A 24,283-nucleotide genomic window follows, 5' to 3' on the forward strand; every position below is an offset into this window, starting at 1 on the left:
CTGCGCAGGTTGGCAGGTATCAGAAGCCCCGCCCCATCGCCCCGGCATAGACCGCTTCGTAGGCGGCGCGCATGGCGGCGATGTCGAACAGGTCGCGGGCGCGCGCGGCGTTGGCCGTGCCGAGCGCCGCGCGCCGCGCCGGATCGGCGGCGAGGGTGGCGAGTGTTTCGGCCAGATCCTGAAGCTCTCCCGGCGGGGTCAGCAGGGCGGCATTCCCGGGCGCGAGGATGTGGCGGATGTCCCCCACGTCGGGCGCGGCGACCGGCAGCCCCGCCGCCATCGCCTCGACCACCGACAGCGGGAACTGCTCGGAGGCGGAGGAAAGCGCGAAGATGTCGAACAGGCCGACCACCCTGGCGGGGTCGACGTTGCCGGGCAGGTGGACGCGGGACGCGATGCCTAGCGCCTCGGCCTCGGCGAGGATCGCCCCGCGCTCCGGCCCCTCGCCGCAGATCACGAGGTGCCAGTTGGCGGGGAGGTTTTCGAAGGCGGCGACCAGATCGGGCAGCCGCTTGACCGGGCGCAGGCCGGCGAGCGTGCCGACCCAGAATTCCCCCTCGCCCTTGCGGATCGGCAGCGCGACGGGATCGGGCGCGGCGGCGAAGGCGGCGGTGTCGATGCCGTTGGGGATGCGCCGGACGCGGCCTTCAGGCTGGCGCCAGACCTTGCGGGCGATGGTTTCGAGCGCGCTCGAAGGCACCACCAGCGCCGCCGCCCGCCCCAGCGCGGCGCGGCGGTAGAGATTGCGCTTCGGGTCGAGCCGCTCGGCCTCGTCCTCGTTGAAGCCGTCCTCGTGGTGGACCAGCGGCGGCAGGCCATAGGCGGGCGCGAACAGGCGGTGCGCCATTACCGCGTCCATCGCGCCCCAGTTGTAGGTGCATACGAGGTCATAGCCCCGCATCGCCCGCGCGAGACCCGCCAGCCGCCACGGGGTCGGCCTGCCGGTGAGCGGGGGGAAGTCCTGCGGATAGGCGACCGGCACGCCCGCCTCGATCAGCGCGGCGGCCGCCATCGCCTGCGGCTCGGCGGAGACGATGGTGTGATCGAGGCGCGGCCCCCAGGCGTTCATCAGCCGGGCGCAGCGCACCTCCTTGCCCCCGGCGCTGAAGGTCGAATGCAGGTGCAGGACGCGGGGGCGTGCCCCCGGGGCCTCGTTCACTCCACCTCGTCCAGCAGTTCGAGGATCGCCGCACGCACCTCGGGCTCGTCGAGCGTCGGGGCATGGCCCACGCGCGGGACGGTGATGGTGCGCATCTTCGGGTTGCGCCTGCCCATCTGCTTGACCGTGTCCGGGGTGATGAGATCGGACAATTCGCCCCGCACCAGCAGCATCGGGACCCCCGCCAGCGCCTCGAAGGCGAGCCACAGGTTGGGCGGCGCGGCATTGCCGGGCTTCCCGAAAGGCTCGGCGATGGCCATGTCGTAATCGAACACGATCCGCCCGTTCTGGCTCACCACCATGGTGCGCTTGGCCATCTCGAGCCACTGGTCGAGCGTGTAGTCGGGGAAGGCCGCCCCGTGCGCCTCGGCAAGGCCCCGCGCGGCATGGACCCAGGTGGGGAAGCTGCCGCCCTGCCCGACATAGCCGGAGATGCGCGACAGCCCCTCGGCCTCGACCACCGGGCCGATGTCGTTCATCACCACCGCCGCCATGCGCCCGGGCCCGCCTGCGGCCATCAGCATGGTCATCAGCCCGCCCATCGAGGTGCCCACCGCCACGAAGCGGGTGATCCCCTGCTCGGCGAGCAGCTTTTCCACATCCGCGACATAGGTGACGGGCGAATAGGTGTCCGAATCCGGCGCATAGTCGCTCATGCCCCGACCGCGCATCTCGGGCACGATCACCCGGCGGGTGGTGGCCAGCACCTCGGCAAGCCCGGCGAAATCGCGCGAATTGCGGGTGAGGCCGTGCATGCAAAGGACCGGCAGCCGCTCCCCGCCCTCGGGGCCGGGATAGTTGCGGTAATGCAGATCGAGCCCGTCGCTGCTGGTCCAGAAGCGGTCTTCGTAAGTCGCGGCCATGAGCCCTGGTCGTTCCCCGTGATGCTGCGGGCGGCGCGCCTTGCGCCCGGCCCTGCTTGCGCCCACTATCGCGGGATGAGCGATGCTGTGCAACACCCCGATTTCCCGCCCGCCTACCGGCCCGATCCGGCGATCCTGACACTGGCCGGATGGATCGCGGATTCCGTAGCGGCGGCGGACTTTCCGGAGACGGTGCTTCGGTTCCGCAACGACCGCGCGGCGGCGACCGTCGGGCTGGCGGAACTGCCGGATGCGCAGTGGGCGTCGCATTTCGGGCGCTTCGAGCCGCTGCCCGGCAACCTGCCCCGGCCGCTGGCGCTGCGCTATCACGGGCACCAGTTCCGGGTCTACAACCCCGAGATCGGCGACGGGCGCGGGTTCCTGTTCGCGCAGATGCGTGGGCGGGACGGCCGCCTGATGGACCTCGGCACCAAGGGTTCGGGCCAGACGCCCTGGAGCCGATCGGGCGACGGGCGCCTGACGCTGAAGGGCGCGGTGCGCGAGATCCTCGCGACCGAGATGCTCGAGGCGCTGGGCGTCAACACCTCGAAGACCTTCAGCGTGATCGAGACCGGCGAGAGCCTGTGGCGGGGTGACGAGCCCTCGCCGACCCGCTCTGCGGTGCTGGTGCGCCTCAGCCATTCGCACATCCGCATCGGCACCTTCCAGCGGCTGCTGGCGATCGAGGATGCCGAGGCGATGGAGCAGCTGATCGACTACTGCCTCGCCCACTTCCCCGCCCCGCCCCCGCCCGAGGATGCCCCCGCGCGCGACGAGCCCGCGATCCGCCTGATGCACGCCGTGGTCGAACGCATGGCCGATCTCGCCGCGAGCTACATGGTCGCAGGCTTCGTCCACGGGGTGCTCAACACCGACAACATGAACATCACCGGCGAGAGCTTCGACTATGGCCCGTGGCGCTGGCTGCCCGCGTGGGACCCGGGCTTCACCGCCGCCTATTTCGACCACGCCGGCCTCTATGCCTTCGGTCGCCAGCCCGAGGCGCTGCACTGGAACTGCGGGCAGCTGGCGGTGGCGCTGAGGCTCCACGCCGAGACCGCGCCGCTGGTCGCCGCGCTCGAACGCTTCGGGCCGCTCTACATGGAAGCCGTGGCGCGGCGCTGGTGCTGGCGGCTGGGGGTGCAATCGCAGGGGGTCGAGGCCGACACGCAGCTCGTCGCCGCCTGCGAGCAGGCGATGCGCGAGGGCGCGCTCCAGCCCGATGCCTTCTTCTTCGCCCATCGCGGCGGACGCGGCGACGCTGCCGGGGCGCTCGGCGAGGTGCTGGCATCTTATGCGCCGGTGCCGTCCGATCACCCCTACTGGTCGGACCCCGCCCCGCAATCCATGCTGATCGAGGAGGTCGAGGCGATCTGGGCCGCCATCGCCGAGGGCGACGACTGGGGCCCGCTGCGCGCCAAGGTCAAAAGCCTCAGGCGCATGGGCGAGGCCCACGGGGCAGCGCCGGTTCCTGCGGGGCATTCCTGAGCCTCACCCCCTATCTTTTGGCCCGCAGCCGCATTAGGGCGGCGTGGGATAGCGGGCGCTCAGCGATCAGGCTTACAGGCATCACGTGACCGACAACATCCTCATATCCCTCGAACCCGCGAGCGGCGAGGAGCTGTGGCGCGGCCCCGTGTCCGATGTCGATGCCGCGGTCTCGGCCGCGCGCCGCGCATGGGCGCCCTGGGCCGCGCGCGCCCTGACCGACCGGATCGAGGTGCTGCGCGCCTTCGCCAACACCGTGCGCCGCGATGCCGACATGTTCGCCGACCTGATCGCGCGCGAGGCGGGCAAGCCCCTGTGGGAAGCCCGCAATGAAGTCGACTCGGTGGTGAACAAGGTCGACATCTCGGTCGGCGCCTATGCCGAGCGCACCGGCAAAAAGAAGCTCGACGCGGGCGTGGGCGCCAGCGCGGCGCTGCGCCACAAGCCCCACGGGGTGATGGCGGTGCTCGGCCCCTACAATTTCCCCGCGCACCTGCCCAACGGCCACATCGTGCCTGCGCTGATCGCGGGCAATGCGGTGCTGTTCAAGCCTTCGGAAAAGACCCCGGCAGTGGGCGAGGCGCTGGTCGCCGCCTTCCACCGCGCCGGCGTGCCCGAGGACGTGATCCAGCTCGTCATCGGCGGGCCGGACGAAGGCAAGGCGTTGGTCGCCCATCCGGGGATCGACGGGGTGCTGTTCACCGGCTCGGCGCAGGCGGGGATCGCCATCAACCGCAAGCTCGCCGCCAATCCGGGCAAGATCGTCGCGCTGGAGATGGGGGGCAACAATCCCATCGTCGTGACCGACACACCCAAGCTCGCCGATGCCGCCGCGATCATCGTCCAGAGCGCCTTCGCCACCGCCGGCCAGCGATGCACCGCCGCGCGGCGGCTGATCGTCAAGGAGAGCGTCTTCGATCCGCTGATGGCCGAACTCGTGCCGCTCGCAAGGAAGCTGATGGTCGGCGATCCGCTCGGCGAGCCGCAGCCCTTCATGGGGCCGGTGATCGACAACGAGACCGCCGAGCGGCTGATGGAAAGCTTCGTCGCGCTCATCACCGCAGGGGGCCGCGCGCTGCTCAACATGCGCCGCTCGGTGCCCGACCTGCCCTTTCTCAGCCCCGGGATCATCGATGTCACCGACGTGCCCGAACGCCCCGACATCGAGCTGTTCGGCCCGCTCTTGCAGGTGATCCGGGTGCCCGATCTGGATGCGGGGATCACCGAGGCGAACAACACCCGCTTCGGGCTCTCGGCCTCGCTGATCGGCGGCTCGCCCGACGATTACGGGCGTTTCTGGGCGAACATCCGCGCCGGGGTCATCAACTGGAACTCGCCGACCAACGGCGCCTCCTCGAAGGCGCCCTTCGGCGGGATCGGGTTGTCGGGAAACCATCGCCCGGCGGCCTATTACGCCGCCGATTACTGCGCCTATCCGGTCGCCAGCACCGAGATGGACCAGCCGCGCGCGACGATCACCATCGGCGTCAGGCCCTAATTCGCGCGGTAGACCAGCGTCACCCCGGTCAGGGCGTGCGGCGCGGCACGGACATGAGCGGCGAGCCTTTCCGCGCCCTTGCCGCTCGCCGCGATCGCATCACCCTGGCGCTGCGAGGTCAGCCCGGCGCGCAGGGCCCGGGCGTGGTGATATTGCAGCACGTCCTCGCGCGGCGCGGCGGTGAGGTAGCGGACGATGCGGATGCGGCAGCCCGGGGCGTCCGCGCCTCCGGCCTGCTGCACCATGCCCCGCGGCGGAAGGGCGGCAGCCGGCGGCAGGCTGGCGGCGAGCGCGAAATCCTCCTTCAGCCCCGCCGCGCAGGGGCCGGGCGCGCCGACCGCCGCAAGCAGGTCGGCCGCGCCCGACATGGGGCCGAGCGCCTTGGCCTTGCTCTCCTGCGCCAGCGGCAGGTCGGGGATAGGCCCGTTCTCGAGCAGCTCGAGCCGCAGCGCCTCGCGCGCGGCCTGGGCGTCGGCGCTGGTCGCGGGCAGCACCGGAAGGGCCGTGCTGTCGGCAAAGCCGATCGCGGCATTGGCCTCGTTGCGGGTGGCGAGATCGGGATCGCTCATCAGCGGGTCGTTGAGCGCGCGGGCGATCGCCGGGTCGCGGTCGATCAGCGCCGCATCGCGCGCGGCTTCGCCCTCGCCGGAGGAGCAGGCGGCGAGCATCAAGACGGTCGGAAGGATAAGGACGGGGCGCATGACCGGCTCCATGCCACGGCGATGGTTAACCGGCTCTTCACCCGCCCATGAAAACGCCTCCGGCATCCTGCGACACCGGAGGCGCTTTCCGCACCGGCCCCAAAGCCCGGCGCGCCGGCGGCCCCTGGTGGGAAGGACCGCAAGTCGATTTCGTTCATCTATAGTCACTCAAAGCTGAACGAATCGGCAGCAGGTTCGACAGCCGCCGTTCAGTCATCGCTCCGCTTGCGCCCCGCGCCCGGTCCCCCTAACGCCGCGCGATCATGAGCACCCCCGCGCCCGCCCCTGCCGTCGCCACGCCGCCTGCCTCGGGCCTCGCGCCCGCGATCGGGGCCTATCTGATCTGGGGCTTCCTGCCGCTCTACCTGATGTTGGTCCGGAGCGTCCCCGCCTTCGAATTCGTCGGCTGGCGGATCATCTGGACCTTGCCGCTGTGCCTCGCCATCGTCGCGGTGCGCCGCCAGTTTCCCGAGCTTGTGGCGGCGCTGAGATCGCCCCGCAGCCTCCTCGCCCTGCTGGCGAGCAGCGTGCTGATCGGCGGCAACTGGTTCATCTACGTCTGGGCGATCATGGCGGGCGAGGTCTATGCGACGAGCCTCGGCTATTACCTCAACCCGCTGCTCAACGTGCTGCTGGGCACGCTGTTTCTCGGCGAGCGCCTGTCGCGCCGGCAGTGGGTGGCGGTAGCAATCGCCTCGGTCGCCGTGGCGCTGCTGGCGGCGGGCGCGGTGACGAGCCTGTGGATCAGCCTCAGCCTTGCTCTCAGCTTTGCGCTCTATGGCCTTGTGCGGAAACAGGTTGCCGTCGGCTCGCTGCCGGGCCTCACGATCGAGAGCGCGATCCTGCTGCCGGTCGCAGGCGCGGTGGTCGCGTGGTATGCGGCCGGACCGCAAGGCTCCGCCTTCGGGCAGGATGCAGCGATGAGCGCGCTGATCGTCTTCTCGGGCGTCGTCACCGCGGTCCCGCTGCTGATGTTCGCGATTGCCGCACGGCGGATGGACTATTCGACGCTCGGCTTCATCCAGTACCTTGCGCCGACCATCGTCTTCATCCTCGGCCTGACCGTGTTCAAGCAGCCCCTCGCGCCCGCCAAGCTGGCGAGTTTCGTGCTGATCTGGGTGGCCGTGGGCGTGTTCGTGTGGGACCTGTGGGCGAGGCGGAAAGCCGCGTCAGCCTAGGAACCGCCACCCGATCGTCTGCCCCCCGTGCCAGGGGACGATTTCCTCGCCGGTCACGTGCAGGACCGGCGGCACCGCCACCTCGGCGCGTTCGAGCGTGACGCTCTCCTCGTTCACGGGAAGCTTGTAGAAGGCCGGGCCGTGGAGCGAGGCGAAGCCTTCGAACCTGTCCAGCGCGCCCTCCTCGTCGAAGACGGTGACGTAGCTTTCGAGCGCATAGGGCGCCCCGAAGATCCCTGCGCAGCCGCAGGCGCTTTCCTTGTCCTTCCTGAGATGCGGCGCGGAATCGGTGCCGAGGAAGAACTTGGGATTCCCGCTCGTCGCCGCCGCCCGCAGCGCGAGGCGATGCGTCTCGCGCTTGGCGACGGGGAGGCAGTAGTTGTGCGGCTGGATGCCGCCCACCAGCATGGCGTTGCGGTTGATGTGGAGGTGCTGCGGGGTGATGGTCGCCGCGACCTGCGGCCCGGCGGCGGTCACGAAGTCCACCGCGTCAGAGGTGGTGATGTGCTCGAATACGATCCTCAGCTTCGGAAAGGCCGCAACAATGCCGCGCAAGTGCCTCTCGATGAACTCCTTTTCCCGGTCGAACACGTCGACCGAATGATCGGTGACCTCGCCGTGGATGCACAGCACGATGTCCTCGGCCTCCATCCGCGCGAGCACGGAATAGAGCTTCTCGACATTCGTCACGCCCGCAGCCGAATTGGTCGTCGCGTTAGCGGGATACATCTTGGCGGCGGTGAACACGCCCTCGGCCGCGCCGCGCGCGAGATCGTCGGCATCGGTGTTGTCGGTGAGGTAGCAGGTCATCAGCGGCGTGAAGCGCACGCCCTCGGGCACCGCGGCGAGGATGCGCTCGCGATAGGCCGCAGCAAGCTCAGTCGTCGTCACCGGCGGGGTAAGGTTGGGCATCACGATCGCCCGGGCGAACTGGCGCGCGGTATAGGGCACCACCTCGCGCATGACCGCGTTGTCGCGGAAATGCAGGTGCCAGTCGTCGGGGCGGCGGATCGTGAGGCGGTCGGTCATGGCTTCCCCTTAGCTTTGGGCGTGCCTATCTGTCACGCATGATGGCAACCCACCTCGCCTCCCGCGCGATCATCCGCGTCTCCCCCCTCGACGAGGGCGAGGACGTCGCGGCCTTCCTCCAGGGCCTCGTCACCAATGACGTGATGGGTCCGCTGCCCTGCTATGCCGCGCTGCTGAGCGCGCAGGGCAAGCACATGTTCGACTTCCTCGTGTGGCGCGATGCGGCAGGGCTGCTGCTCGACTGCGAGGCCGCCCATGCCGACGAGCTGGTCAAGCGCCTGTCGATGTACCGCCTGCGCCGCAAGATCGCCATCGCGCGCGACGAGAGCCTCGCGGTGCACTGGAGCCCCGAGCCGCAGGAGGGGGCCGTCCCCGATCCGCGCCTGCCGGAGCTCGGCCATCGCTGGCTCGCCGCGCCCGAAGGCGAGAGCGCCGATGCCGAATGGCTGGCGCACCGCCTCGCCCTCGGCGTGCCCGAGGGGCGGGCCGAGATGGGCGACATCCTGTGGCTCGAGACCAATGCCGTCGAGCTTCACGGGGTGAGCTTCACCAAGGGCTGCTATGTCGGGCAGGAGAACACCGCGCGGATGAACTGGCGCCAGAAGGTCAACCGCCGGCTGGTGGTGGTGCCCCTCGCCGCCTCTGACGAGACGCGGCGCACGGCGGCCCATCCCGATCTCGGCCTGGCGGTCGATCACCTGAGGGTGGAAGGCCTCGACCCCGCCACACTGCCCGCATGGCAGGGTGCAGGGGTGGCGGCGCCCGAGGGCTAGCCCGGCTGGTGCTCGGCGAAGCTCGTCTCGAGCATCGCCGTCGCCCGCTCGCGCGCGGCATCTCGCGGCAGGCCGAGCGACTTGGCCAGGGCATCGCCGATCAGCGCATCGCCCAGCGCCAGCAGAACCAGGCTCAGAGTCTCGCGGTGCATCCGGCGGTCGGCGATATGCTCCGGCGGCTCTCCCGGGGCGAGCTCGTCGAGCAGGTCGTGGATCGTGCCGATGATCGGGTCGAGCGCATCCTCGTTTCCGGTCAGCAGCATCCAGCTGGTCAGCGCCCCCGCCCCTTCACGGTCGAAGGCGTCGAAGGCCAGATCGACCACCTCGCGCGGATGGCCGAGCCCGGCGCGGCTGGCATGGACGGCCTCGCGGATCGTCTCGCACACCGTGCGGGCGAGATGCTCGGCAAGCGCCTTCTGCAACCCTGAGGCCGAACCGAAGTGGTGCAGCAGGTTCGCATGGGTGCGCCCGATGCGCGCCGAGACCGCCTTCAGGGTCACCGACTGCGGCCCCGTCTCGATCAGCAGCGCGCGCGCGGCCTCGAGCGCGGTGTTGCGCGATTCTTCCGGAGTCAGTCTTTTTCGGGCGACCATAGGCCTGCGGCCCTAGGGGATTATGCAGGCACCGACAAGCCGGACGCGCCCCGGTTCAGGCGGCGCGCTGGCTGGCGATCGCCTCCTGCACCAGCAGGCGGCGATACTGCACCGCCTCGACCTCGGCCCCGCGCCCGCACGACCAGCGCGGCTCGACCCGGCCCGTGGGCTCGAAGCCGAGCTTGCGCAGCACCCGCCCCGAGGCCGGATTGTCGAGGAAGTGCGCGGCGGTAAGCACCCCGTGGCCGAGCGTCGCGGCGATTTCCAGCACCGCTGCGCCGGCCTCGGTCGCATAGCCCTTCCCCCAGTACTCGCGCGCGATCCAGTAGCCGAGCTCGCACTCGCCGGGATGGCTGCTGCCGGCATCGCCGGGCTGGCCGATGCCGATGCAGCCCACCGCCCTGGCATCGGCGGCGCGGGTGATCAGGAAACGCGGATGGAGCGGATCGGCCGGCAGCGCGGCGAATTCGCGCGCATCGGCCTCGCGATAGGGCCACGGTGCGCGCGCCAGGTTGCGCACCACGCCCTCGTCCGCGATCCCTGCGAACAGCGCCTGCCAGTCCTCGGGCCAGATCGGCCGGAGCAGCAATCTTTGACTGCGATGGAACACGAGAACTCCCTTCCTCGCCCCGCGACGCTCTAGGGCGACCGCATGACAATTTTAAGGCCGCGAAACATTATGATTCCGCAGGTTTTCGAGGGAGAACGCGAAAAAGGGAGACTGACCCCCTCTGCCGAGGACGGTCCTGTCTCCCTCATCTGGTCGGTCTTTCACCGACCGGGACCGTCCTTCCGGACGACCCCTTTATCGAATCGTCCGCTTATTCTGCGGCTTCGGCCATCGCGTCCACGGAGACGTATTTGCGGCCGAGCTTGCCCGCGTGGAATCGGACCACACCTTCGGCGAGCGCATAGAGGGTATGGTCCTTGCCCATGCCCACGTTGACGCCCGGGTACACCTTGGTCCCGCGCTGACGGATGATGATGTTGCCGCCGATCACTTCCTGACCGCCGAACTTCTTCACGCCGAGACGACGACCGGCCGAATCACGACCGTTGCGCGACGAACCGCCTGCTTTCTTGTGTGCCATGGCTCAGTCGCTCCTTATTCGGCCGACGCAGCCGCTTCGGCGGCCGGGGCTTCGGTCTTGGTCTTCTTGGCGGCGGCCTTCTTGGCCGGCTTGGCGGCTTCGCCAGCGCCCACGGCGGTGATGCGCAGCAGGGTCATCTGCTGGCGGTGGCCGTTCTTGCGGCGATAGTTGTGACGGCGGCGCTTCTTGAAGACGACCACCTTCTCGCTCTTGGCCTGGGCGATGATCTCGGCCGAGACGGTCACCGACTTGGCGTCGGCGAGGGAATCGCCTTCACCGGCCAGCAGGACATCGCCCAGCGTGATCGTGTCGCCGGCTTCGCCTGCGAGCTTTTCAACGGCAATCTTGTCTCCGGCGGCAACCCGATATTGCTTGCCGCCCGTGCGCACTACAGCGAACATGGCTCTAAACTCTCTTGTCTCACGCGGTGACCGGAACAGGTGGTGACGCCCACACGAACCGACCAGCAATGCGGGGCTTGCGCAAGTGCAGCCCCGTAAAGGATGCGTGCCGTTAGGGGAAAGGCGCCGGCAAGTCAACGCCCCAGCCGCGCGCGCTTCGTCAAAAAGTCGCACGCCGCGTTTCTGTGACGACGCTTTGCCAGCAACGAGTGTCATGCTAACAGGACACGGGATCTTTATGCGTTCACAACCGACAAAATCCGCCGCCGTCGCGTCGCTGGTCGCAGCCCTTGCCGCCTGCGCAGGGGGGAGCGACGACTATCCCTCGCTGGCGATGCGCCCGTTCGAGAGCGGCCCCGCGCCTGCGACACCTGCCCCGCCCGCACCGATTCGCCCCACCACCCCGCCCGCGCGCCTCGCCGAACTGCGCGAGGCCGCCGCCGCCTCGCACGGCACCTTCCTCGCCCGGGAAGGCCAGGCCGCACGACTCGCGCGTGCCGCCGCCGGGCAGCCCATCGAGAGCAACGCTCGCGCCGCCGCGCTGGTCGCGCTCGCCGATCTCGACGCGCAGCGCGGGCAAACCGCCGGCACGCTCGCCGCGCTCGACGCGCTCGCCGCCGAGGCGGCTGCCGCGCTCGGCCCGGAGCCGGCGCTCACCGCGCTTCAGAGCGAAGTGGCAGCGAGCCTCGCCCGCGAGGATGCGGGCATTGCGCGTTTGTGGGAGACGATGGGATCATGAACCTCGCGTGCAGCACCTGCCCGGTCAAGGAAACCGCCGCCTGCGCGGTGCTCACCCCCGAGGAACGCGACGCGATGGCCGCCGCGGGGCGCACCCGCGTGTTGAAGCGCGGCGAAATGCTGTTCGCGGCCGGCGACGAGGAAGCCGCCTGCGCGACCCTGCTGAGCGGCGCGCTCAAGGTCTCGGCGATCGACCAGGACGGCAACGAGCAGATCCTCGCCCTCGTCCACCCCGCCGGCTTCATCGGCGAGCTCTTCGCGCCTTTCGCGCATCACGACGTGGTGGCGCTGACCGAGAGCCGGCTTTGCACCTTCGCGCGGCGCGACATCGAGCGGGCGATCGAGGATTACCCGGCACTCGCCCGCGCGCTGCTGCGCCGCAGCCAGGCGGACCTGCTGGCGACCCGCAACCTCCTCGAGCTGACCGGCCACGCCAGCGCCGAGGCGCGGCTCGCCGCCCTGCTCCACGATTTCGCGGCCGCCGCGAGCGAGAGCTCGTGCCATCTGGCCAAGTTCTTCGAACTGCCGCTGACCCGCGGCGAGATCGCCAACATGCTCGGCCTCACGATCGAGACCGTGAGCCGCAAGCTCGGCGAGCTGGAGGACATCGGTGCCATCAAGCGCGAGGGCAAGCGCGGCATCGCGCTGCGCAATCCCGAGTTGCTGCACGAGATTTCGGGACGTTGAGAGCCCCGTTCCGTTCGTGCTGAGCTTGTCGAAGCACCGTCCTTTTCTTCAGGCTTCGTCTCGAGAGAAGAGCAGCCGTTGAACCTTCGGTTCAGCTTCGCTTCCGACAAGCTCAGGGCGAACGGAGGTCGTCCTTATGCGATACAAACCGCCCGCCCCGACTCCTCACCCGGCAGCCATACCCTGATGGTACACTTGGCGGGCCGGATGGAGAGACGGGGCGGGCGGTTCGAGGAATGAAGAGTTGGGGCGGCAGCTGGGGGAGAGGAGCCGCCGCCCCTAGGGAAGAGCCTGTCAGGCCACCACGGCGGCGATCACCGCCACGGCAAGACCCCAGATCACCAGCAGCACCGGCAGGATCAGCACCTGGATGGCGGCATCGCGCGGTGCGAGGCGCCCGGTGTTGGTCATGATCCCGCGCGTCTCGAACTCGCCGAGGGTCTGCGGCGCGCTGGCATTGCCGGCAAGGCGCGTCCAGATCGCCGGAATGCCGAAGCCCGCGACGATGAACAGCACGAAGATCGCCATCGGGATCGCCAGGACGGGATTGGCGAAGGCGCTGCCGACGATCACCAGAAAGCCGAGATAGCCGGCCACGGTCGCCCCGTAGAGCGCGGTGGGCAGGCCGAAATTGCGGTCGACCTCGACCTGGTGACGGACGGGTGCCGCTTCGGGCTGCTCGACGACGCGCGCGTCGCCGCGGGCGATGAGATCGTGGACGATGTGGCTCATGGTGATCCTCCTGATGTTGGGAGGAGAATTACCGGTGCGGGGGCGGGCCTGCTTTGATCGCGGTCAAATCACGCCTGCCAGCGCGCAAGATCCCTGTGATCCTGTTCGCGTGGCTCGATCCAGTGCCATTGGCCCGCGCGCTTCTCGCGCTTCCAGAACCACGCGGCGCTCTTGAGATGGTCCATGCAGAAGTCGACCGCGTCGATCGCGTCGCGGCGGTGGAGCGCGGCAGCCGAGACGCAGACGATCGGCTCGCCCGGGCGCATCAGGCCGACGCGGTGGACCATCAGGAGGCCCATCAGGGTGAAGCGGTCGAAGGCGCGATCCGCGAGGTCATGCATCCCGGGCAGGGTGAGCGGCTCGTAATGGGTGAGCTCGAGCGCCTCCACGCCCTCGTCGTAGCGCACCTCGCCAACGAAGGTGCACACGCCGCCGAGGCCGGGGTTGGCATTGGTGAAGGGCCCGATCAGCGTGCCGGGAATGAACATCTGCGGCAGCAGGCGGATATCGCGCATCATCCCCCCGACACCGGCGGGAGCAGCGCGATCTCGTCACCCTCGCCCGCCCGAAGCGCGGCCTTGTCGGCCAGCAGCGCGCCGTTGAGGGCGACGCGGTTGCGCGGATCGTCCGCCGCCTTGGCCAGCGGTCCGGGGAGCGCCGCCTTCAGCCCCGCCCAGTCGAGCGGCGCCGCGAGCGCGAGCGAGGGCGCGCCCGCAAGGTCCGCGAGCTTGCCGAGGAACACCACCGTCACCACCGGCCCCTAGCCCCCCGTCATCGACATGTGCCGCGCCAGCGCCGGGGCCGCGCCGCGCTCGTCCATGCGGAAGTGGTGCTTCTCGGGCTTGATCCGCAGCGCCTCGTCGAGCGCGGCGGAAAGGTTCGCCTCGGGCGCATCGGAACGCAGCGCCGCGCGCAGATCGACACGCTCCCCCCCGCCGAGGCAGGGGTAGAGCTGGCCCGTCGCGGTCACCCGCAACCGGTTGCAGCCCTCGCAGAAATTGCCGGTGTGCGGGGTGATGAAGCCCAGCCTGCCGCCGGTCTCGGCAATGTCGGCATAGCGCGAAGGGCCGCCGGTGCGGTGGGCGCTGTCCGTCAGGGTCCAGCGGCGCGCGAGGCTCTCGCGCACGGTGTCGAGCGGGAGATACTGGTCGAGCCGCTCCTCCTCGACATCGCCCAGCGGCATCACCTCGATCAGGGTCACATCATGGCCCTGCCCGTGGCCCCAGGCGATGAGATCGGGCAGCTCGTCCTCGTTCACGCCCTTGAGCGCCACGGCATTCAGCTTGACCTTCAGTCCCGCCGCCTTGGCCGCCGCAATCCCCTCGAGCACCTGCGGCAGGCTGTCGCGGCGGGTAAGCTCGGCAAACTTCGCACGGTCGAGCGTGTCGAGCGAGACGTTCACACGCCGCACCCCCGCCTTCGCCAGCGCCTCGGCATGGGCGGCGAGCTGCGTTCCGTTGGTGGTGAGCGTCAGTTCTTCCAGATCATGCCCCAAGCGGCGGCCCAGCGCCGTAAAGAGATCGACGATGTCGCGCCGCACCAGTGGCTCGCCGCCGGTGATGCGGATCTTGGTCACCCCGCGCGCGATGAAGCCGGTGGCGAGTTCGTAGAGCTCCTCGAGGCTGAGCACGTCCTTCTTGGGCAGGAAGGTCATGCGCTCGGGCATGCAGTAGGAGCACCTGAGGTCGCAGCGGTCGGTGACCGAGAGGCGCAGATAGGTGATGCGGCGGCGGAAGGCGTCCACCAACGGCCGCACCGTCCCCGGCTCGGGGAGCCGGATCAGGTCGGGCTTGCGGGGCGGGGAGAACGGCACGGCATCATTCATCGCACACGAGATACTGGCCTGTCACCCCCGGCGCATTTGCCAAAAATCGCAGCGTCTCCGTGAGTGCCCCGCCCTCGCGCCCGGCGATCACATTGACCCGCCGGGGCGCAGCCTCGCGTGCCAGGTCGCGGGCGAGCGCGAGACGCCAGTCGCGGTGGTCGGGCCCGGCGGGCGGCAGGACGATGGCGAGCGCGGAGGTGTCCGGATCGGCCAGCAGGAGGGCGCGGGCGGCTTCGAGATGGAAGGCCATGAAGGCCCCCGCGGCATCGAGCGCGCTGTCGGGCAGCAGGCCGACCTCGTGTCGCCGCTGCACCCGCTCAGCCCCCGTGTTCCGGCCGCCGTTCGCGGTGAAGGGTGATGCCGATCTGCTCGTCCGCCTCGGCGATGGCGAGCTTGACGATCTTCACCGTCACCGCCTGCACCTTGGCGTCCTGCACGAACAGCGTCTCGCAGATGTGGTCCGCGACCGCCTCGATCAGCTTGAAGTGCACGCCCGCGGGCAGGCCTTCGGAGGCAGCGAACTTCAGGTCCATGTAGTTCTTCGACGCATCGAGCGGGGTGTCGGGCTCGTAGCGATCCGCCACCGCATAGCGCGCCGCGACCGAAATGCGCAGCGGCTGGGGCTTGCCGGTCTCCTCGGAATAGATGCCGGTCAGGACATCGACGACGAGATCGTTGACTTCAAGGGTAAGCGAATCATGCATGGGAGCGCCTTTAGACAGGATTGCTCCATCTGGCGAAGATTGCGGTCGGCAGCAGCCGCCCGCCCCCCGGTTCATTGGCCCCGTCCTCGCGCACGGCCAGATCGCCGTGCTCGATCACGCCGGGGAGATGGCCGAGCGCCTCCTCCAGCAGACCCGCGATGGCAAGGCTGCTCATCCGCACGGCATAGACGGTGAGGAACAGGAAGCGGCTGTCCCCGTCGAGCAGGCGCGCGCAATCGGTGATGAGGCCGGGCAGGTGCTCCTCCAGCCGCCACACCTCGCCCTCGGGCCCGCGGCCGAACTTGGGCGGATCGAGGATGATCCCGTCATAGCGCCGCCCCCGCCGCACCTCGCGCGCGGTGAACTTGGCCGCGTCGTCGGTGAGCCAGCGGATCGGGCGCGCCTCCATGCCCGAAAGCGCGGCGTTCTCGCGCGCCTGGGCGACGGATTTCTTGGAGGCATCGACATGGGTGACCTTGCCGTGCCGCGACAGGGCCAGCGTGCCGAGACCCGTGTAGCCGAACAGGTTCATGGTCTCGGCCGCGTCCATTCCTTCCAGCTGCGCGCGCATCCAGTCCCACACCGGGGCCATGTCGGGGAAGAACTGGAGGTGGCGGAAGGGCGTGGGGCGGGCGGTGAAGCGGACCTCGTTCCACGAAAGCTCCCAGCCCTCGTCGGGCAGGCGCTGCGCGAATTGCCAGCGCCCGCCGCCGTCCTCGTCGGAGCCGGGGATGAACTCGCCCGCCGCCTGCCAGTTCTCGCGCCGCGGCTGCCACAGGGCCTGGGGTTCGGGGCGGATGAAGCTCCAGGGGCCGAAGCTCTCCCACTTGCGCCCCGCCCCGCTGTCGAGGAGACGGTAGGAGTCCCACCCCGTGCACTCCATCACCAGCGGTTGCTGGACGAGGCGTGCCATCACGCCTGCGTGCCAGCGGCGTGGGCCAGCACGTGATCGCGGACGGCGGCATAATCGCCGGCCAGTTCGGTGAAGCTCTCCGCCCGGCCGAACAGGTCGCCGACGCGCGCCGGGAGCGCCGGGCGCATGCCGATGGCGCGCTCGACCGCGTCGGGGAACTTGGCGGGGTGCGCGGTCGCAAGGGTCACGACCGGCACGCGCGGAGCGAGCGAGCCGTCCTTCACCGCATCGCGCGCCGCCGACAGGCCGACCGCAGTGTGCGGATCTATGATCTGCCCGCTCGCCTGCCAGGCCCACTGCATCGCCCGCGCGGTCTCGATCTGGTTCGCGCTGAAGGCGGTGAACAGCTCCTTGATCCCGTCGCTCTGCGCATTGGTGAGCCGCATCGCCTTCGACGCCTCGAAGCCGCGCATCTGCTCGGCCAGCGCCGCTCCGTCGCGCCCGCCCGCGTCGAACAGCAGGCGCTCGAAATTGGAGCTGACCTGGATGTCCATCGAAGGCGTGATGGTGGGCGTGACGCCGCCGGCCGAATAGTCCCCTTCGTTGATCGCGCGGCGCAGGATGTCGTTGACGTTGGTGGCGACCACCAGCACCTCGATCGGCAGGCCCATCTTCGCGGCGACATAGCCGGCGAAGACATCGCCGAAATTGCCGGTGGGGACGGAATAGGCCACCGTCCGGTCGGGCGCGCCAAGCTGGAGCGCGGAGGCGAAGTAATAGACCACCTGCGCCATCAGCCGCGCCCAGTTGATCGAGTTGACTGCGCCGAGATCGAGCACATTCGCCACGTCCGGATCGGTGAACATCCGCTTCACGTGGGCCTGCGCGTCGTCGAAGCTGCCCTCGATGGCGAGGTTGTGGACGTTGGGCGCGCGCACCGTGGTCATCTGGCGGCGCTGCACCTCGCTCACCCGCCCCTTGGGGTGGAGCATGAAGATCTCGGTGCGCTTGCGCCCCGCGACAGCGTGGATCGCCGCCGAGCCGGTGTCGCCGCTGGTCGCCCCGACGATGGTGAGGCGCTGGTCACGGCGTTCGAGGAAGGTCTCGAACAGGCGCCCGAGCAGTTGCAGCGCGATGTCCTTGAAGGCTAGCGTCGGCCCGTGGAATAGCTCGAGCAGCCAGTGCTGCTCGTCGAGCTGCACCAGCGGGGTCACCGCGGCATGGGCGAACTGGCCCCCGTAGACCTGGGCGCAGATGGTGCTGAGCTCGTCATCGGTCAGGCTGTCGCCGACGAAGGGGCGCATGACCTCGAAGGCAATCTGCCAGTAGGGCGCGCCGCGCAGGGCGCGGATCTCGTCCTCGGTGAAACGCGGCCACTCCGCCGGCACATAGAGCCCCCCGTCGCTGGCGAGCCCCGCCAGCGTCACCCCCTCGAAATCGAGCGCGGGCGCGCTCCCCCTGGTCGATACGTATTGCATATGCGAACAGCGCCTAGAGTGGTTTCGAGGGAAATGGAACATTTCCCGCTTCGCTAAATCACGGCGTCACGAAATGCCCGGGCGACGCCGTAATGCCAGCACGTAGATGACGAGCGCCGTCAGGGCGAAGAAGAACCACTGTCCGGCATAGGCGAGGTGGTTGTTGGGAAGGTCGCCCGGATCGGGCCTGGCCATCGGCTGGAGGCCGGCGACCGGCGGATCGGCGACAAGGCGCGGGCCGGGGGCGATGATGCCGGCGACCTCGCCTCCGGTGAAAACGGGTGTGGCGAGATCGCGGGTGAAGCCGAGATCGACAGGGACCGTCGCATCGGGGCCGACCGCGCAGGTCGCGCGCTGGACCCAGCCCTTCTGGCCCGTGGCCGAGGTGCCGGAAACGGCCTCGACCCCGATCACCCTCGCGCAGACGATCCGGCTGCGGCGGAACAGCACGCCCTCGCCCCCGCCGCCGACGGGGAAGTCCACCGCCTCGCTCGACGCGGCCACCGCCTCGTAGTTGGCGATCAGCGCCTCCTTCTCGGCCCGGCGCCCCAGCTGCCACACCCCCAAGGCTATCATGGTGCCGACCGCGGCAAGGACGACAAGCGTCGCGAAGAAGGGCAATTGGCGGCTCATGACTGGCGTTCCTCGAATTGGTGGTAAACCCACATCGTCTTGTAGAGCCTGAGCCCGCCGATCACCGTCGCCACGGTCACGGAGGCCCAGAACAGTGCCGAGGCCCACAGGGGTGGACGCAGCCATTCGTCGACCGCCAGCGCGGCAAGGATCAGCACGAGCGCCAGCAGCATCGTCACCACGCCGACGAACCGGCCGCCACGTTCGAGCGCGATGATGTCGAGCCCGCAGGAAGCGCATTCCTCCGCCAGCGCAGCCGGCGCGGCGAAAAGGGTCTTCGCCCCGCAGCGGGGGCACAAACCGGAAAGGGCAGCCGAGACGAGTCCCGGCTGCCCCTTCTGATCACGCGGACCGGATGGCCCGTGCTGCATCAGTGATATTCGGCACCCCAGCCGCCCCACACGTAGACGGCGACGAAGAGGAACAGCCACACCACGTCGACGAAGTGCCAGTACCACGCCGCCGCCTCGAAGCCGAAGTGCTGGCGCGGGGTGAAGTGGCCGAGATAGGCGCGGTAGAGGCACACGGCGAGGAAGATCGTGCCGACGAGCACGTGGAAGCCGTGGAAGCCGGTCGCCATGTAGAAGGCCGAGGAATAGGTGTTGCCGCCGAAGCCGAAGGGCGCAACGCTGTATTCGTAGGCCTGGATGCAGCTGAACAGCACGCCGAGCGCGATCGTCGCCCACAGGCCCTGCTTGAGGCCCTGGCGGTCGCCGTGGATCAGCGAGTGGTGCGCCCAGGTCACCGTGGTGCCCGAGCACAGCAGGATCAGCGTGTTGAGCAGCGGCAGGGCGAAGGGATCGAGCACCTCCATGCCTTCGGGAATGAAGGCGGCGATGGCACCCTCGGTGCCGAACAGGCTGGTGGTCGCGCCGGTCGCGTGGTCATATTCCAGCGCGGTCGGGAACAGCGCGAAGTCGAAGAAGCTCCAGAACCAGCCGACGAAGAACATCACCTCCGAAGCGATGAACAGGATCATGCCGTAGCGCATGTGGAGCTGCACCACCGGAGTGTGATCGCCGCGCTGGGCTTCGATCACGATGTTCTTGAACCACATGAAGAAGGTGGCGATGAGCCCCGCGAGGCCTGCCCACATGACGAAGCTGGCCGAGGCCCCGAACAGGTCGGGGTGCCAGCTCAGCACCATGCCGCTGGTGAAGGTCAGCGCCGAGATCGAGCCGACGAGCGGCCAGATATCGGGTTCGAGAATGTGGTAATCGTGGTTTGCCTTGCCAGCCATGTGGTCGTTCCCGTCCCTGGGTTTAGCGGATCAGTTCGTGCCCGAGGACGCCGGGCGGGCCGGGTCCTTCGCGCGGTGGAAAGTGTAGCTCAGCGTGATCTGCTCGACACCCTTCATGTTCGGGTCATCGAGTGCCGCCGGATCGACGTAGTAGAGCACGGGCATGGTCACTTCCTGCCCGGGCTGAAGCGTCTGCTCGGTGAAGCAGAAGCACTGGATCTTGTTGAAGTACTTGCCGGCCTGCTCGGGCTCGACGTTGAAGGTCGCCATGCCGGTGACCGGCTGATCGCTGTCGTTGCGGGCGACGTAGGTCGCGATGTCGCGCTCGCCGATGGTGACGGTGTCGGTCGCCTGCGCAGGGCGGAAGGTCCACGGCATCCCCATCGCCGTCGTGGCGTCGAAGCGGATCGAGATTTTCTGCCCCGTGGCGAGCGCGGCGGCGCGGGCGGCGTCGCTCTCGGTCGCCTGCATGGTCGTCCCGCCGAAGCCGGTGACCTGGCAGAACAGACGGTAGAGCGGCACCGAGGCATAGCCGAGGCCGAGCATCGCCAGCGCGCCCGCAAACGCGAGCAGACCGACGCGCAGGTTGCTGCGCGCGGTTTCGATGCTGACGGGCGCGGCGCTCGCCATCAGCCCTGCCCTCCGATGCGGACCATGGTGATGGCGTAGAACAGGATCACGAAGAACAGCAGCGTGCCCGCGACCACGAGATTGCGCGCCTTGCGGCGGCGCAGGAATTCCTTCTCTTCCTCGGGGGTCATGCGATGAGCCCCTGATAGGCCGCCACGCGGTCGGCAACCAGCGCGGCGAAGAGGACGAAGAGATAGACGATCGAGAACTTGAAGAGCGTCTTTTCCGGCGTCATGGCGTCGACCTCAGCGCGCATCCGGGTGAAGACCGGCATGGCCAGCACCACGAACAGCGCGGATAGCACCACCGCGACCGAGCCGTAGATCCAGCCCGTCCCGCCGATGGCCCACGGCGCCACGGCGATGGGTGCGAGCACCAGGGTGTAGAGCATGATCTGGCGGCGCGTCGCCTTCTCGCCCGCGACCACGGGAAGCATCGGGATACCGACCTTGGCGTAGTCCGACTGCACGAAGAGCGCGAGCGCCCAGAAATGCGGCGGGGTCCAGAAGAAGATGATCGCGAAGAGGAGGATCGGCATCGCCGTGACCTCGCCCGTCACCGCCACCCAGCCGATCAGCGGCGGAAAGGCACCGGCCCCGCCGCCGATGACGATGTTCTGCGGGGTGCGCGGCTTCAGCCACATGGTGTAGATCACGGCGTAATAGATGATCGCGCCCAGCAGCAGCGCCGCCGCGAGCCAGCCGACCGCAAGGCCCATCAGCACGATCGACACGCCCGACAGGAAGATCCCGAAATCGCGCGCGTCCTCGCGCCGCATCCGGCCGCCGGGAAGCGGACGGTTCATGGTGCGCTTCATGCCGGCGTCGATGTCGGCTTCCCACCACTGGTTGAGCACCGCCGACCCGCCCGCGCCCATCGCGATGGCGAGGATCGCAGTGAAGCCGATCACCGGATGGATCGACCCGGGGGCCGCCAGCACGCCGCAGATCGCGGTGAAGATCACCAGCGTCATGACGCGCGGCTTGGTCAGCGTGAAGAAATCACGCCATTCCGTCGGCATCGTCGCGGCAGTCTGGGGTGCGGTGCTGGCCATTCTCTCGTCTGTTCCAAGGGCAAGGAGCGCGAGGTCACTGACCCGCGCTCCCCCCGTTTTTCACGCTCCGGCGAGGGAGCCGATCACGCCGTCACCGGACGGTGATCGTGGTAGTCGTGCGCGTCGGTGATCACCGGCAGCGTCTCGAACTGGTGGTAGGGCGGCGGGCTCGGCAGGGTCCATTCGAGCGTCGTCGCGCCTTCGCCCCACGGGTTGGCCTCGGCCTTGCGGCCCGCAACCAGCGCGTAGAGGATGTTGACGAAGAAGAAGATCATCGACCCGGCCATGATGTAGTAGCCCAGCGTGCTGATCTCGTGCCAGAAGGTGTAGGCTTCCGGATAGTCGGGGTAGCGACGCGGCATGCCCTGCATCCCGAGGAAGTGCTGCGGGAAGAAGATCACGTTCACGCCGACGAAGAAGGTCCAGAAGTGGATGTGGCTGAGCAGCTCGCTGTGCATCCGCCCGCTCATCTTCGGGAACCAGTAGTAGAAGCCGGCGAACATCGAGAACACCGCACCCATCGACAGCACGTAGTGGAAGTGCGCCACGACGTAGTAGGTGTCGTGCAGGTTGTCGTCGATCCCGCCGTTGGCGAGCACAACGCCGGTCACGCCGCCGACGGTGAACAGGAAGATGAAGCCCATCGACCAGACCATCGGCGACTTGAAGCTGAGGCTGCCGCCCCACATCGTCGCGATCCACGAGAAGATCTTCACGCCGGTCGGCACCGCGATCACCATCGTCGCCGCGGTGAAGTACATCTTCGTGTTCACGTCGAGGCCCACGGTGTACATGTGGTGCGCCCAGACGATGAAGCCGACAACGCCGATCGCGACCATCGCGTAGGCCATGCCGAGGTAGCCGAACACCGGCTTCTTCGAGAAGGTCGCCACGATCTGCGAGATCATGCCGAAGCCCGGCAGGATCATGATGTAGACTTCCGGGTGGCCGAAGAACCAGAACAGGTGCTGGTAGAGCACCGGATCACCGCCGCCGGCCGGGTTGAAGAAGGTGGTGCCGAAGTTGCGGTCGGTCAGCAGCATGGTGATCGCCGCGGCGAGCACCGGCAGCGCGAGCAGCAGCAGGAAGGCGGTGACCAGCACCGACCACACGAACAGCGGCATCTTGTGCAGGGTCATGCCCGGCGCGCGCATGTTGAAGATGGTGGTGATGAAGTTGGTCGCACCCAGGATCGAGCCGGCACCGGCGAGGTGCAGCGAGAAGATCGCGAAGTCGACTGCGGGGCCGACCGAACCGGTGGTCGAGAGCGGCGCATAGACCGTCCAGCCCACGCCCGCGCCCGGACCCGTGCCGCCGGGCACGAAGAGCGAGAACAGCAGACTGAAGAAGCCCGCAACGGTCAGCCAGAACGACACGTTGTTCATGCGCGGGAAGGCCATGTCCGGCGCGCCGATCATGAGAGGCACGAACCAGTTGCCGAAGCCGCCGATCATCGCCGGCATGACCATGAAGAACACCATGATCAGGCCGTGTGCGGTGATGAACACGTTCCACATGTGGAGCGCGGTGTTCAGATCATTGCCGCCGCCCATGAACTGGGCCCACCACTGGAGGTACTGGATGCCGGGCTCGGCGAGCTCGACACGCATGATGCCCGAAATGGCACCGCCGACGATCCCCGCGATGATCGCGAAGATCAGATACATCGTGCCGATGTCCTTGTGGTTGGTCGACATGAACCAGCGGGCGAAGAAGCCCGGCTTGTGGTCCGCATGATCATGGGCGTCATGCCCGTGATCGTGGTGAATGTCGAAGCCTTCTGCGGTGGTTGCCATGATCAGCTACTCTTCTGCTTCAATTCTTGTTTCTGTCTCAGCCGGCCGCAGCCGGGGCGGCAGCCTCGGTCGCGGCGGGCGCCGCGGGAGCGACTGTCGCCGCACCGTTGTCGGCCTCGCCCGGCATCGTCCCGCCCTGCGCCCTGACCCAGGCCGCGAACTCGGCGGGCGGAAGCGCCTCGACGACGATCGGCATATAGGCATGGCGCGCGCCGCACAGCTCGGAACACTGGCCGTAATAGACGCCCGGTTCCTTGATGGTCAGCATGCGTTCGTTGAGGCGACCCGGAACCGCGTCCATCTTGAACCAGAGCGACGGCACGGCGAAGGCGTGGATCACGTCGCTGGCGGTGGTCTGGATGCGAAGCGGGACACCCGCGGGAACGACCATGCGGTTGTCGACCGCGAGCTGCCCGGGCTCGCCGCGCTTCACGGCCTCGGCCTCGTCGAGCATGTTCGAGATCACCTCGATCTCGCCATGGTCGGGATAGGTGTAGCCCCAGTACCACTGGTAGCCGGTCGCCTTGATGGTGACGGCATCGGCGGGCGGGGTCTCGTACTGACGCGCCAGCAGCGTGATCGAGGGGATGGCGATGATCACGAGGATGATCACCGGCACGATGGTCCAGACCACCTCGATCATGGTGTTGTGGGTGGTCTTGGAAGCGACCGGATTGGCGCGGCGGTTGAAGCGCACCACGACGTAGAGCAGCAGGCCGAGCACGAACAGGCTGATCACCGTGATCACCGGCAGCAGGATGCTGTCATGCATCCACAGCGCATATTCGCCGTTGGCCGAATACTGGTCCTGGAAGGTCAGGCTCTTGGCCGGATCCTCCTGGTAGGAGGTCGGCATGCCCTTGCCCTTGGTCGGGGCCATCGGGGTGTAGGCACCCTCGCCCGCGGGGGCCGCAGCGGCTTCGGCGGGGGTGAGGTTGCCCGGCAGGGCCTCGGGGCCCGGCGCGGTCTGCGCGCCTTCGACGACACCCGCTTCGGACGCGTTCGATCCGGGCGCGATGGTGTCCTGCGCCGCAACGGCCAGCGGCGTGAACGCCGCCAGCCCGGCAGCCAGCGCCGCCAGAATAGCCTTCTTCATACGGGTGTCCCTCTGACCCATCGTCATGTGCCTAAATGCTACG

Annotated in this window: 30 protein-coding genes; 6 read left to right on the plus strand and 24 right to left on the minus strand. The window is 68.6% G+C overall.

The window, feature by feature from the left end; translation table 11 throughout:
* Positions 1–19: 19 nt before the first annotated feature.
* Positions 20–1,159, minus strand: a complete 1,140-nt coding sequence (locus ACMX37_RS10270; RefSeq protein WP_483145830.1) for a glycosyltransferase — start codon at positions 1,157–1,159, stop codon at positions 20–22.
* Positions 1,156–2,022, minus strand: a complete 867-nt coding sequence (locus ACMX37_RS10275; protein ID WP_483145831.1) for an alpha/beta fold hydrolase — start codon at positions 2,020–2,022, stop codon at positions 1,156–1,158. The genes ACMX37_RS10270 and ACMX37_RS10275 overlap by 4 nt, the downstream gene beginning before the upstream one ends.
* 75 nt (positions 2,023–2,097) lie before the next feature.
* On the opposite strand from ACMX37_RS10275, the gene ACMX37_RS10280 reads away from it, so the two are divergent.
* Positions 2,098–3,510 (plus strand): protein adenylyltransferase SelO, encoded by a 1,413-nt coding sequence (locus ACMX37_RS10280; RefSeq protein ID WP_483145832.1) that lies wholly within the window; start codon positions 2,098–2,100, stop codon positions 3,508–3,510.
* 85 nt (positions 3,511–3,595) lie between these two features.
* Positions 3,596–5,008: a succinylglutamate-semialdehyde dehydrogenase gene (astD, locus tag ACMX37_RS10285; protein WP_483145833.1), complete on the plus strand. Its 1,413-nt coding sequence runs from the start codon at positions 3,596–3,598 to the stop codon at positions 5,006–5,008.
* Here the strand turns inward: astD and ACMX37_RS10290 are convergent.
* Complete coding sequence (locus tag ACMX37_RS10290; protein WP_483145834.1) at positions 5,005–5,709, minus strand: hypothetical protein; 705 nt, start codon at positions 5,707–5,709, stop codon at positions 5,005–5,007. The two genes, astD and ACMX37_RS10290, sit on opposite strands and share 4 nt — an antisense overlap.
* A 263-nt stretch (positions 5,710–5,972) precedes the next feature.
* On the opposite strand from ACMX37_RS10290, the gene rarD reads away from it, so the two are divergent.
* Positions 5,973–6,887 (plus strand): EamA family transporter RarD, encoded by a 915-nt coding sequence (gene rarD / locus ACMX37_RS10295; RefSeq protein ID WP_483145835.1) that lies wholly within the window; start codon positions 5,973–5,975, stop codon positions 6,885–6,887.
* On the opposite strand, the gene pyrC is transcribed toward rarD, so the two are convergent.
* Positions 6,879–7,916: a dihydroorotase gene (gene pyrC, locus ACMX37_RS10300; protein ID WP_483145836.1), complete on the minus strand. Its 1,038-nt coding sequence runs from the start codon at positions 7,914–7,916 to the stop codon at positions 6,879–6,881. The genes rarD and pyrC overlap by 9 nt on opposite strands.
* Before the next feature lie 38 nt (positions 7,917–7,954).
* On the opposite strand from pyrC, the gene ygfZ reads away from it, so the two are divergent.
* Positions 7,955–8,689 carry a CAF17-like 4Fe-4S cluster assembly/insertion protein YgfZ gene (gene ygfZ, locus ACMX37_RS10305; RefSeq protein ID WP_483145837.1) on the plus strand — a complete coding sequence of 245 codons (735 nt, stop codon included), beginning with the start codon at positions 7,955–7,957 and terminating at the stop codon, positions 8,687–8,689.
* On the opposite strand, the gene ACMX37_RS10310 is transcribed toward ygfZ, so the two are convergent.
* The 4 genes from ACMX37_RS10310 to rplU form a co-directional block, all read right to left on the minus strand.
* Entirely contained in the window at positions 8,686–9,282 is a 597-nt protein-coding gene (locus tag ACMX37_RS10310) for a TetR/AcrR family transcriptional regulator (RefSeq protein ID WP_483145838.1), read from the minus strand. The genes ygfZ and ACMX37_RS10310 overlap by 4 nt on opposite strands.
* Before the next feature lie 55 nt (positions 9,283–9,337).
* Complete coding sequence (locus ACMX37_RS10315) at positions 9,338–9,871, minus strand: GNAT family N-acetyltransferase (protein ID WP_483145839.1); 534 nt, start codon at positions 9,869–9,871, stop codon at positions 9,338–9,340.
* Positions 9,872–10,103: 232 nt separating this feature from the next.
* On the minus strand, positions 10,104–10,373 hold the full coding sequence (rpmA, locus tag ACMX37_RS10320) for a 50S ribosomal protein L27 (RefSeq protein WP_483145840.1): 270 nt from the start codon (positions 10,371–10,373) through the stop codon (positions 10,104–10,106).
* Positions 10,374–10,387: 14 nt separating this feature from the next.
* Complete coding sequence (rplU, locus tag ACMX37_RS10325) at positions 10,388–10,774, minus strand: 50S ribosomal protein L21 (protein ID WP_483145841.1); 387 nt, start codon at positions 10,772–10,774, stop codon at positions 10,388–10,390.
* A gap of 238 nt (positions 10,775–11,012) precedes the next feature.
* On the opposite strand from rplU, the gene ACMX37_RS10330 reads away from it, so the two are divergent.
* A complete protein-coding gene (locus ACMX37_RS10330) occupies positions 11,013–11,513 on the plus strand; it encodes a hypothetical protein (RefSeq protein WP_483145842.1) in 501 nt (166 codons plus the stop codon).
* Positions 11,510–12,199: a Crp/Fnr family transcriptional regulator gene (locus ACMX37_RS10335; RefSeq protein ID WP_483145843.1), complete on the plus strand. Its 690-nt coding sequence runs from the start codon at positions 11,510–11,512 to the stop codon at positions 12,197–12,199. Before ACMX37_RS10330 ends, ACMX37_RS10335 begins: the two co-directional genes overlap by 4 nt.
* A gap of 294 nt (positions 12,200–12,493) precedes the next feature.
* Here ACMX37_RS10335 and ACMX37_RS10340 read toward each other — a convergent pair whose 3' ends face one another.
* From ACMX37_RS10340 to coxB, 16 genes are all read right to left on the minus strand, one after another.
* A complete protein-coding gene (locus ACMX37_RS10340; RefSeq protein ID WP_483145844.1) occupies positions 12,494–12,931 on the minus strand; it encodes a hypothetical protein in 438 nt (145 codons plus the stop codon).
* A gap of 68 nt (positions 12,932–12,999) precedes the next feature.
* A complete protein-coding gene (locus tag ACMX37_RS10345) occupies positions 13,000–13,446 on the minus strand; it encodes a molybdenum cofactor biosynthesis protein MoaE (RefSeq protein WP_483148393.1) in 447 nt (148 codons plus the stop codon).
* The gene (locus ACMX37_RS10350) at positions 13,446–13,682 is read right to left on the minus strand and encodes a MoaD/ThiS family protein (RefSeq protein ID WP_483145845.1); all 237 of its coding nucleotides are present in this window, start codon (positions 13,680–13,682) and stop codon (positions 13,446–13,448) included. The genes ACMX37_RS10345 and ACMX37_RS10350 overlap by 1 nt, the downstream gene beginning before the upstream one ends.
* A gap of 9 nt (positions 13,683–13,691) precedes the next feature.
* Entirely contained in the window at positions 13,692–14,756 is a 1,065-nt protein-coding gene (moaA, locus tag ACMX37_RS10355; RefSeq protein ID WP_483145846.1) for a GTP 3',8-cyclase MoaA, read from the minus strand.
* The gene (locus ACMX37_RS10360) at positions 14,749–15,069 is read right to left on the minus strand and encodes a Rossmann fold domain-containing protein (protein WP_483145847.1); all 321 of its coding nucleotides are present in this window, start codon (positions 15,067–15,069) and stop codon (positions 14,749–14,751) included. Before ACMX37_RS10360 ends, moaA begins: the two co-directional genes overlap by 8 nt.
* 4 nt (positions 15,070–15,073) lie before the next feature.
* The gene (locus ACMX37_RS10365; RefSeq protein ID WP_483145848.1) at positions 15,074–15,460 is read right to left on the minus strand and encodes a dihydroneopterin aldolase; all 387 of its coding nucleotides are present in this window, start codon (positions 15,458–15,460) and stop codon (positions 15,074–15,076) included.
* 10 nt (positions 15,461–15,470) lie between these two features.
* Complete coding sequence (locus ACMX37_RS10370) at positions 15,471–16,373, minus strand: RsmD family RNA methyltransferase (RefSeq protein ID WP_483145849.1); 903 nt, start codon at positions 16,371–16,373, stop codon at positions 15,471–15,473.
* The gene (gene thrC / locus ACMX37_RS10375) at positions 16,373–17,791 is read right to left on the minus strand and encodes a threonine synthase (protein ID WP_483145850.1); all 1,419 of its coding nucleotides are present in this window, start codon (positions 17,789–17,791) and stop codon (positions 16,373–16,375) included. The genes ACMX37_RS10370 and thrC overlap by 1 nt, the downstream gene beginning before the upstream one ends.
* Positions 17,792–17,857: 66 nt before the next feature.
* The gene (locus ACMX37_RS10380) at positions 17,858–18,424 is read right to left on the minus strand and encodes an SURF1 family cytochrome oxidase biogenesis protein (RefSeq protein WP_483145851.1); all 567 of its coding nucleotides are present in this window, start codon (positions 18,422–18,424) and stop codon (positions 17,858–17,860) included.
* Positions 18,421–18,723, minus strand: coding sequence for a DUF983 domain-containing protein (locus ACMX37_RS10385; protein WP_483145852.1), 303 nt, complete (start codon positions 18,721–18,723; stop codon positions 18,421–18,423). The genes ACMX37_RS10380 and ACMX37_RS10385 overlap by 4 nt, the downstream gene beginning before the upstream one ends.
* Positions 18,724–18,794: 71 nt before the next feature.
* A complete protein-coding gene (locus ACMX37_RS10390; RefSeq protein WP_483145853.1) occupies positions 18,795–19,664 on the minus strand; it encodes a cytochrome c oxidase subunit 3 in 870 nt (289 codons plus the stop codon).
* A gap of 30 nt (positions 19,665–19,694) precedes the next feature.
* Positions 19,695–20,294: a cytochrome c oxidase assembly protein gene (locus tag ACMX37_RS10395; RefSeq protein ID WP_483145854.1), complete on the minus strand. Its 600-nt coding sequence runs from the start codon at positions 20,292–20,294 to the stop codon at positions 19,695–19,697.
* Positions 20,294–20,425 carry a hypothetical protein gene (locus ACMX37_RS10400; RefSeq protein ID WP_267890710.1) on the minus strand — a complete coding sequence of 44 codons (132 nt, stop codon included), beginning with the start codon at positions 20,423–20,425 and terminating at the stop codon, positions 20,294–20,296. Before ACMX37_RS10400 ends, ACMX37_RS10395 begins: the two co-directional genes overlap by 1 nt.
* Positions 20,422–21,348, minus strand: a complete 927-nt coding sequence (locus tag ACMX37_RS10405; protein WP_483145855.1) for a heme o synthase — start codon at positions 21,346–21,348, stop codon at positions 20,422–20,424. The genes ACMX37_RS10400 and ACMX37_RS10405 overlap by 4 nt, the downstream gene beginning before the upstream one ends.
* An 83-nt stretch (positions 21,349–21,431) precedes the next feature.
* The gene (ctaD, locus tag ACMX37_RS10410; RefSeq protein ID WP_483145856.1) at positions 21,432–23,144 is read right to left on the minus strand and encodes a cytochrome c oxidase subunit I; all 1,713 of its coding nucleotides are present in this window, start codon (positions 23,142–23,144) and stop codon (positions 21,432–21,434) included.
* A gap of 37 nt (positions 23,145–23,181) precedes the next feature.
* A complete protein-coding gene (coxB, locus tag ACMX37_RS10415; protein WP_483145857.1) occupies positions 23,182–24,240 on the minus strand; it encodes a cytochrome c oxidase subunit II in 1,059 nt (352 codons plus the stop codon).
* Between the last annotated feature and the right edge of the window lie 43 nt (positions 24,241–24,283).

It is taken from the genome of Porphyrobacter sp. THAI-01a, assembly GCF_056868655.1.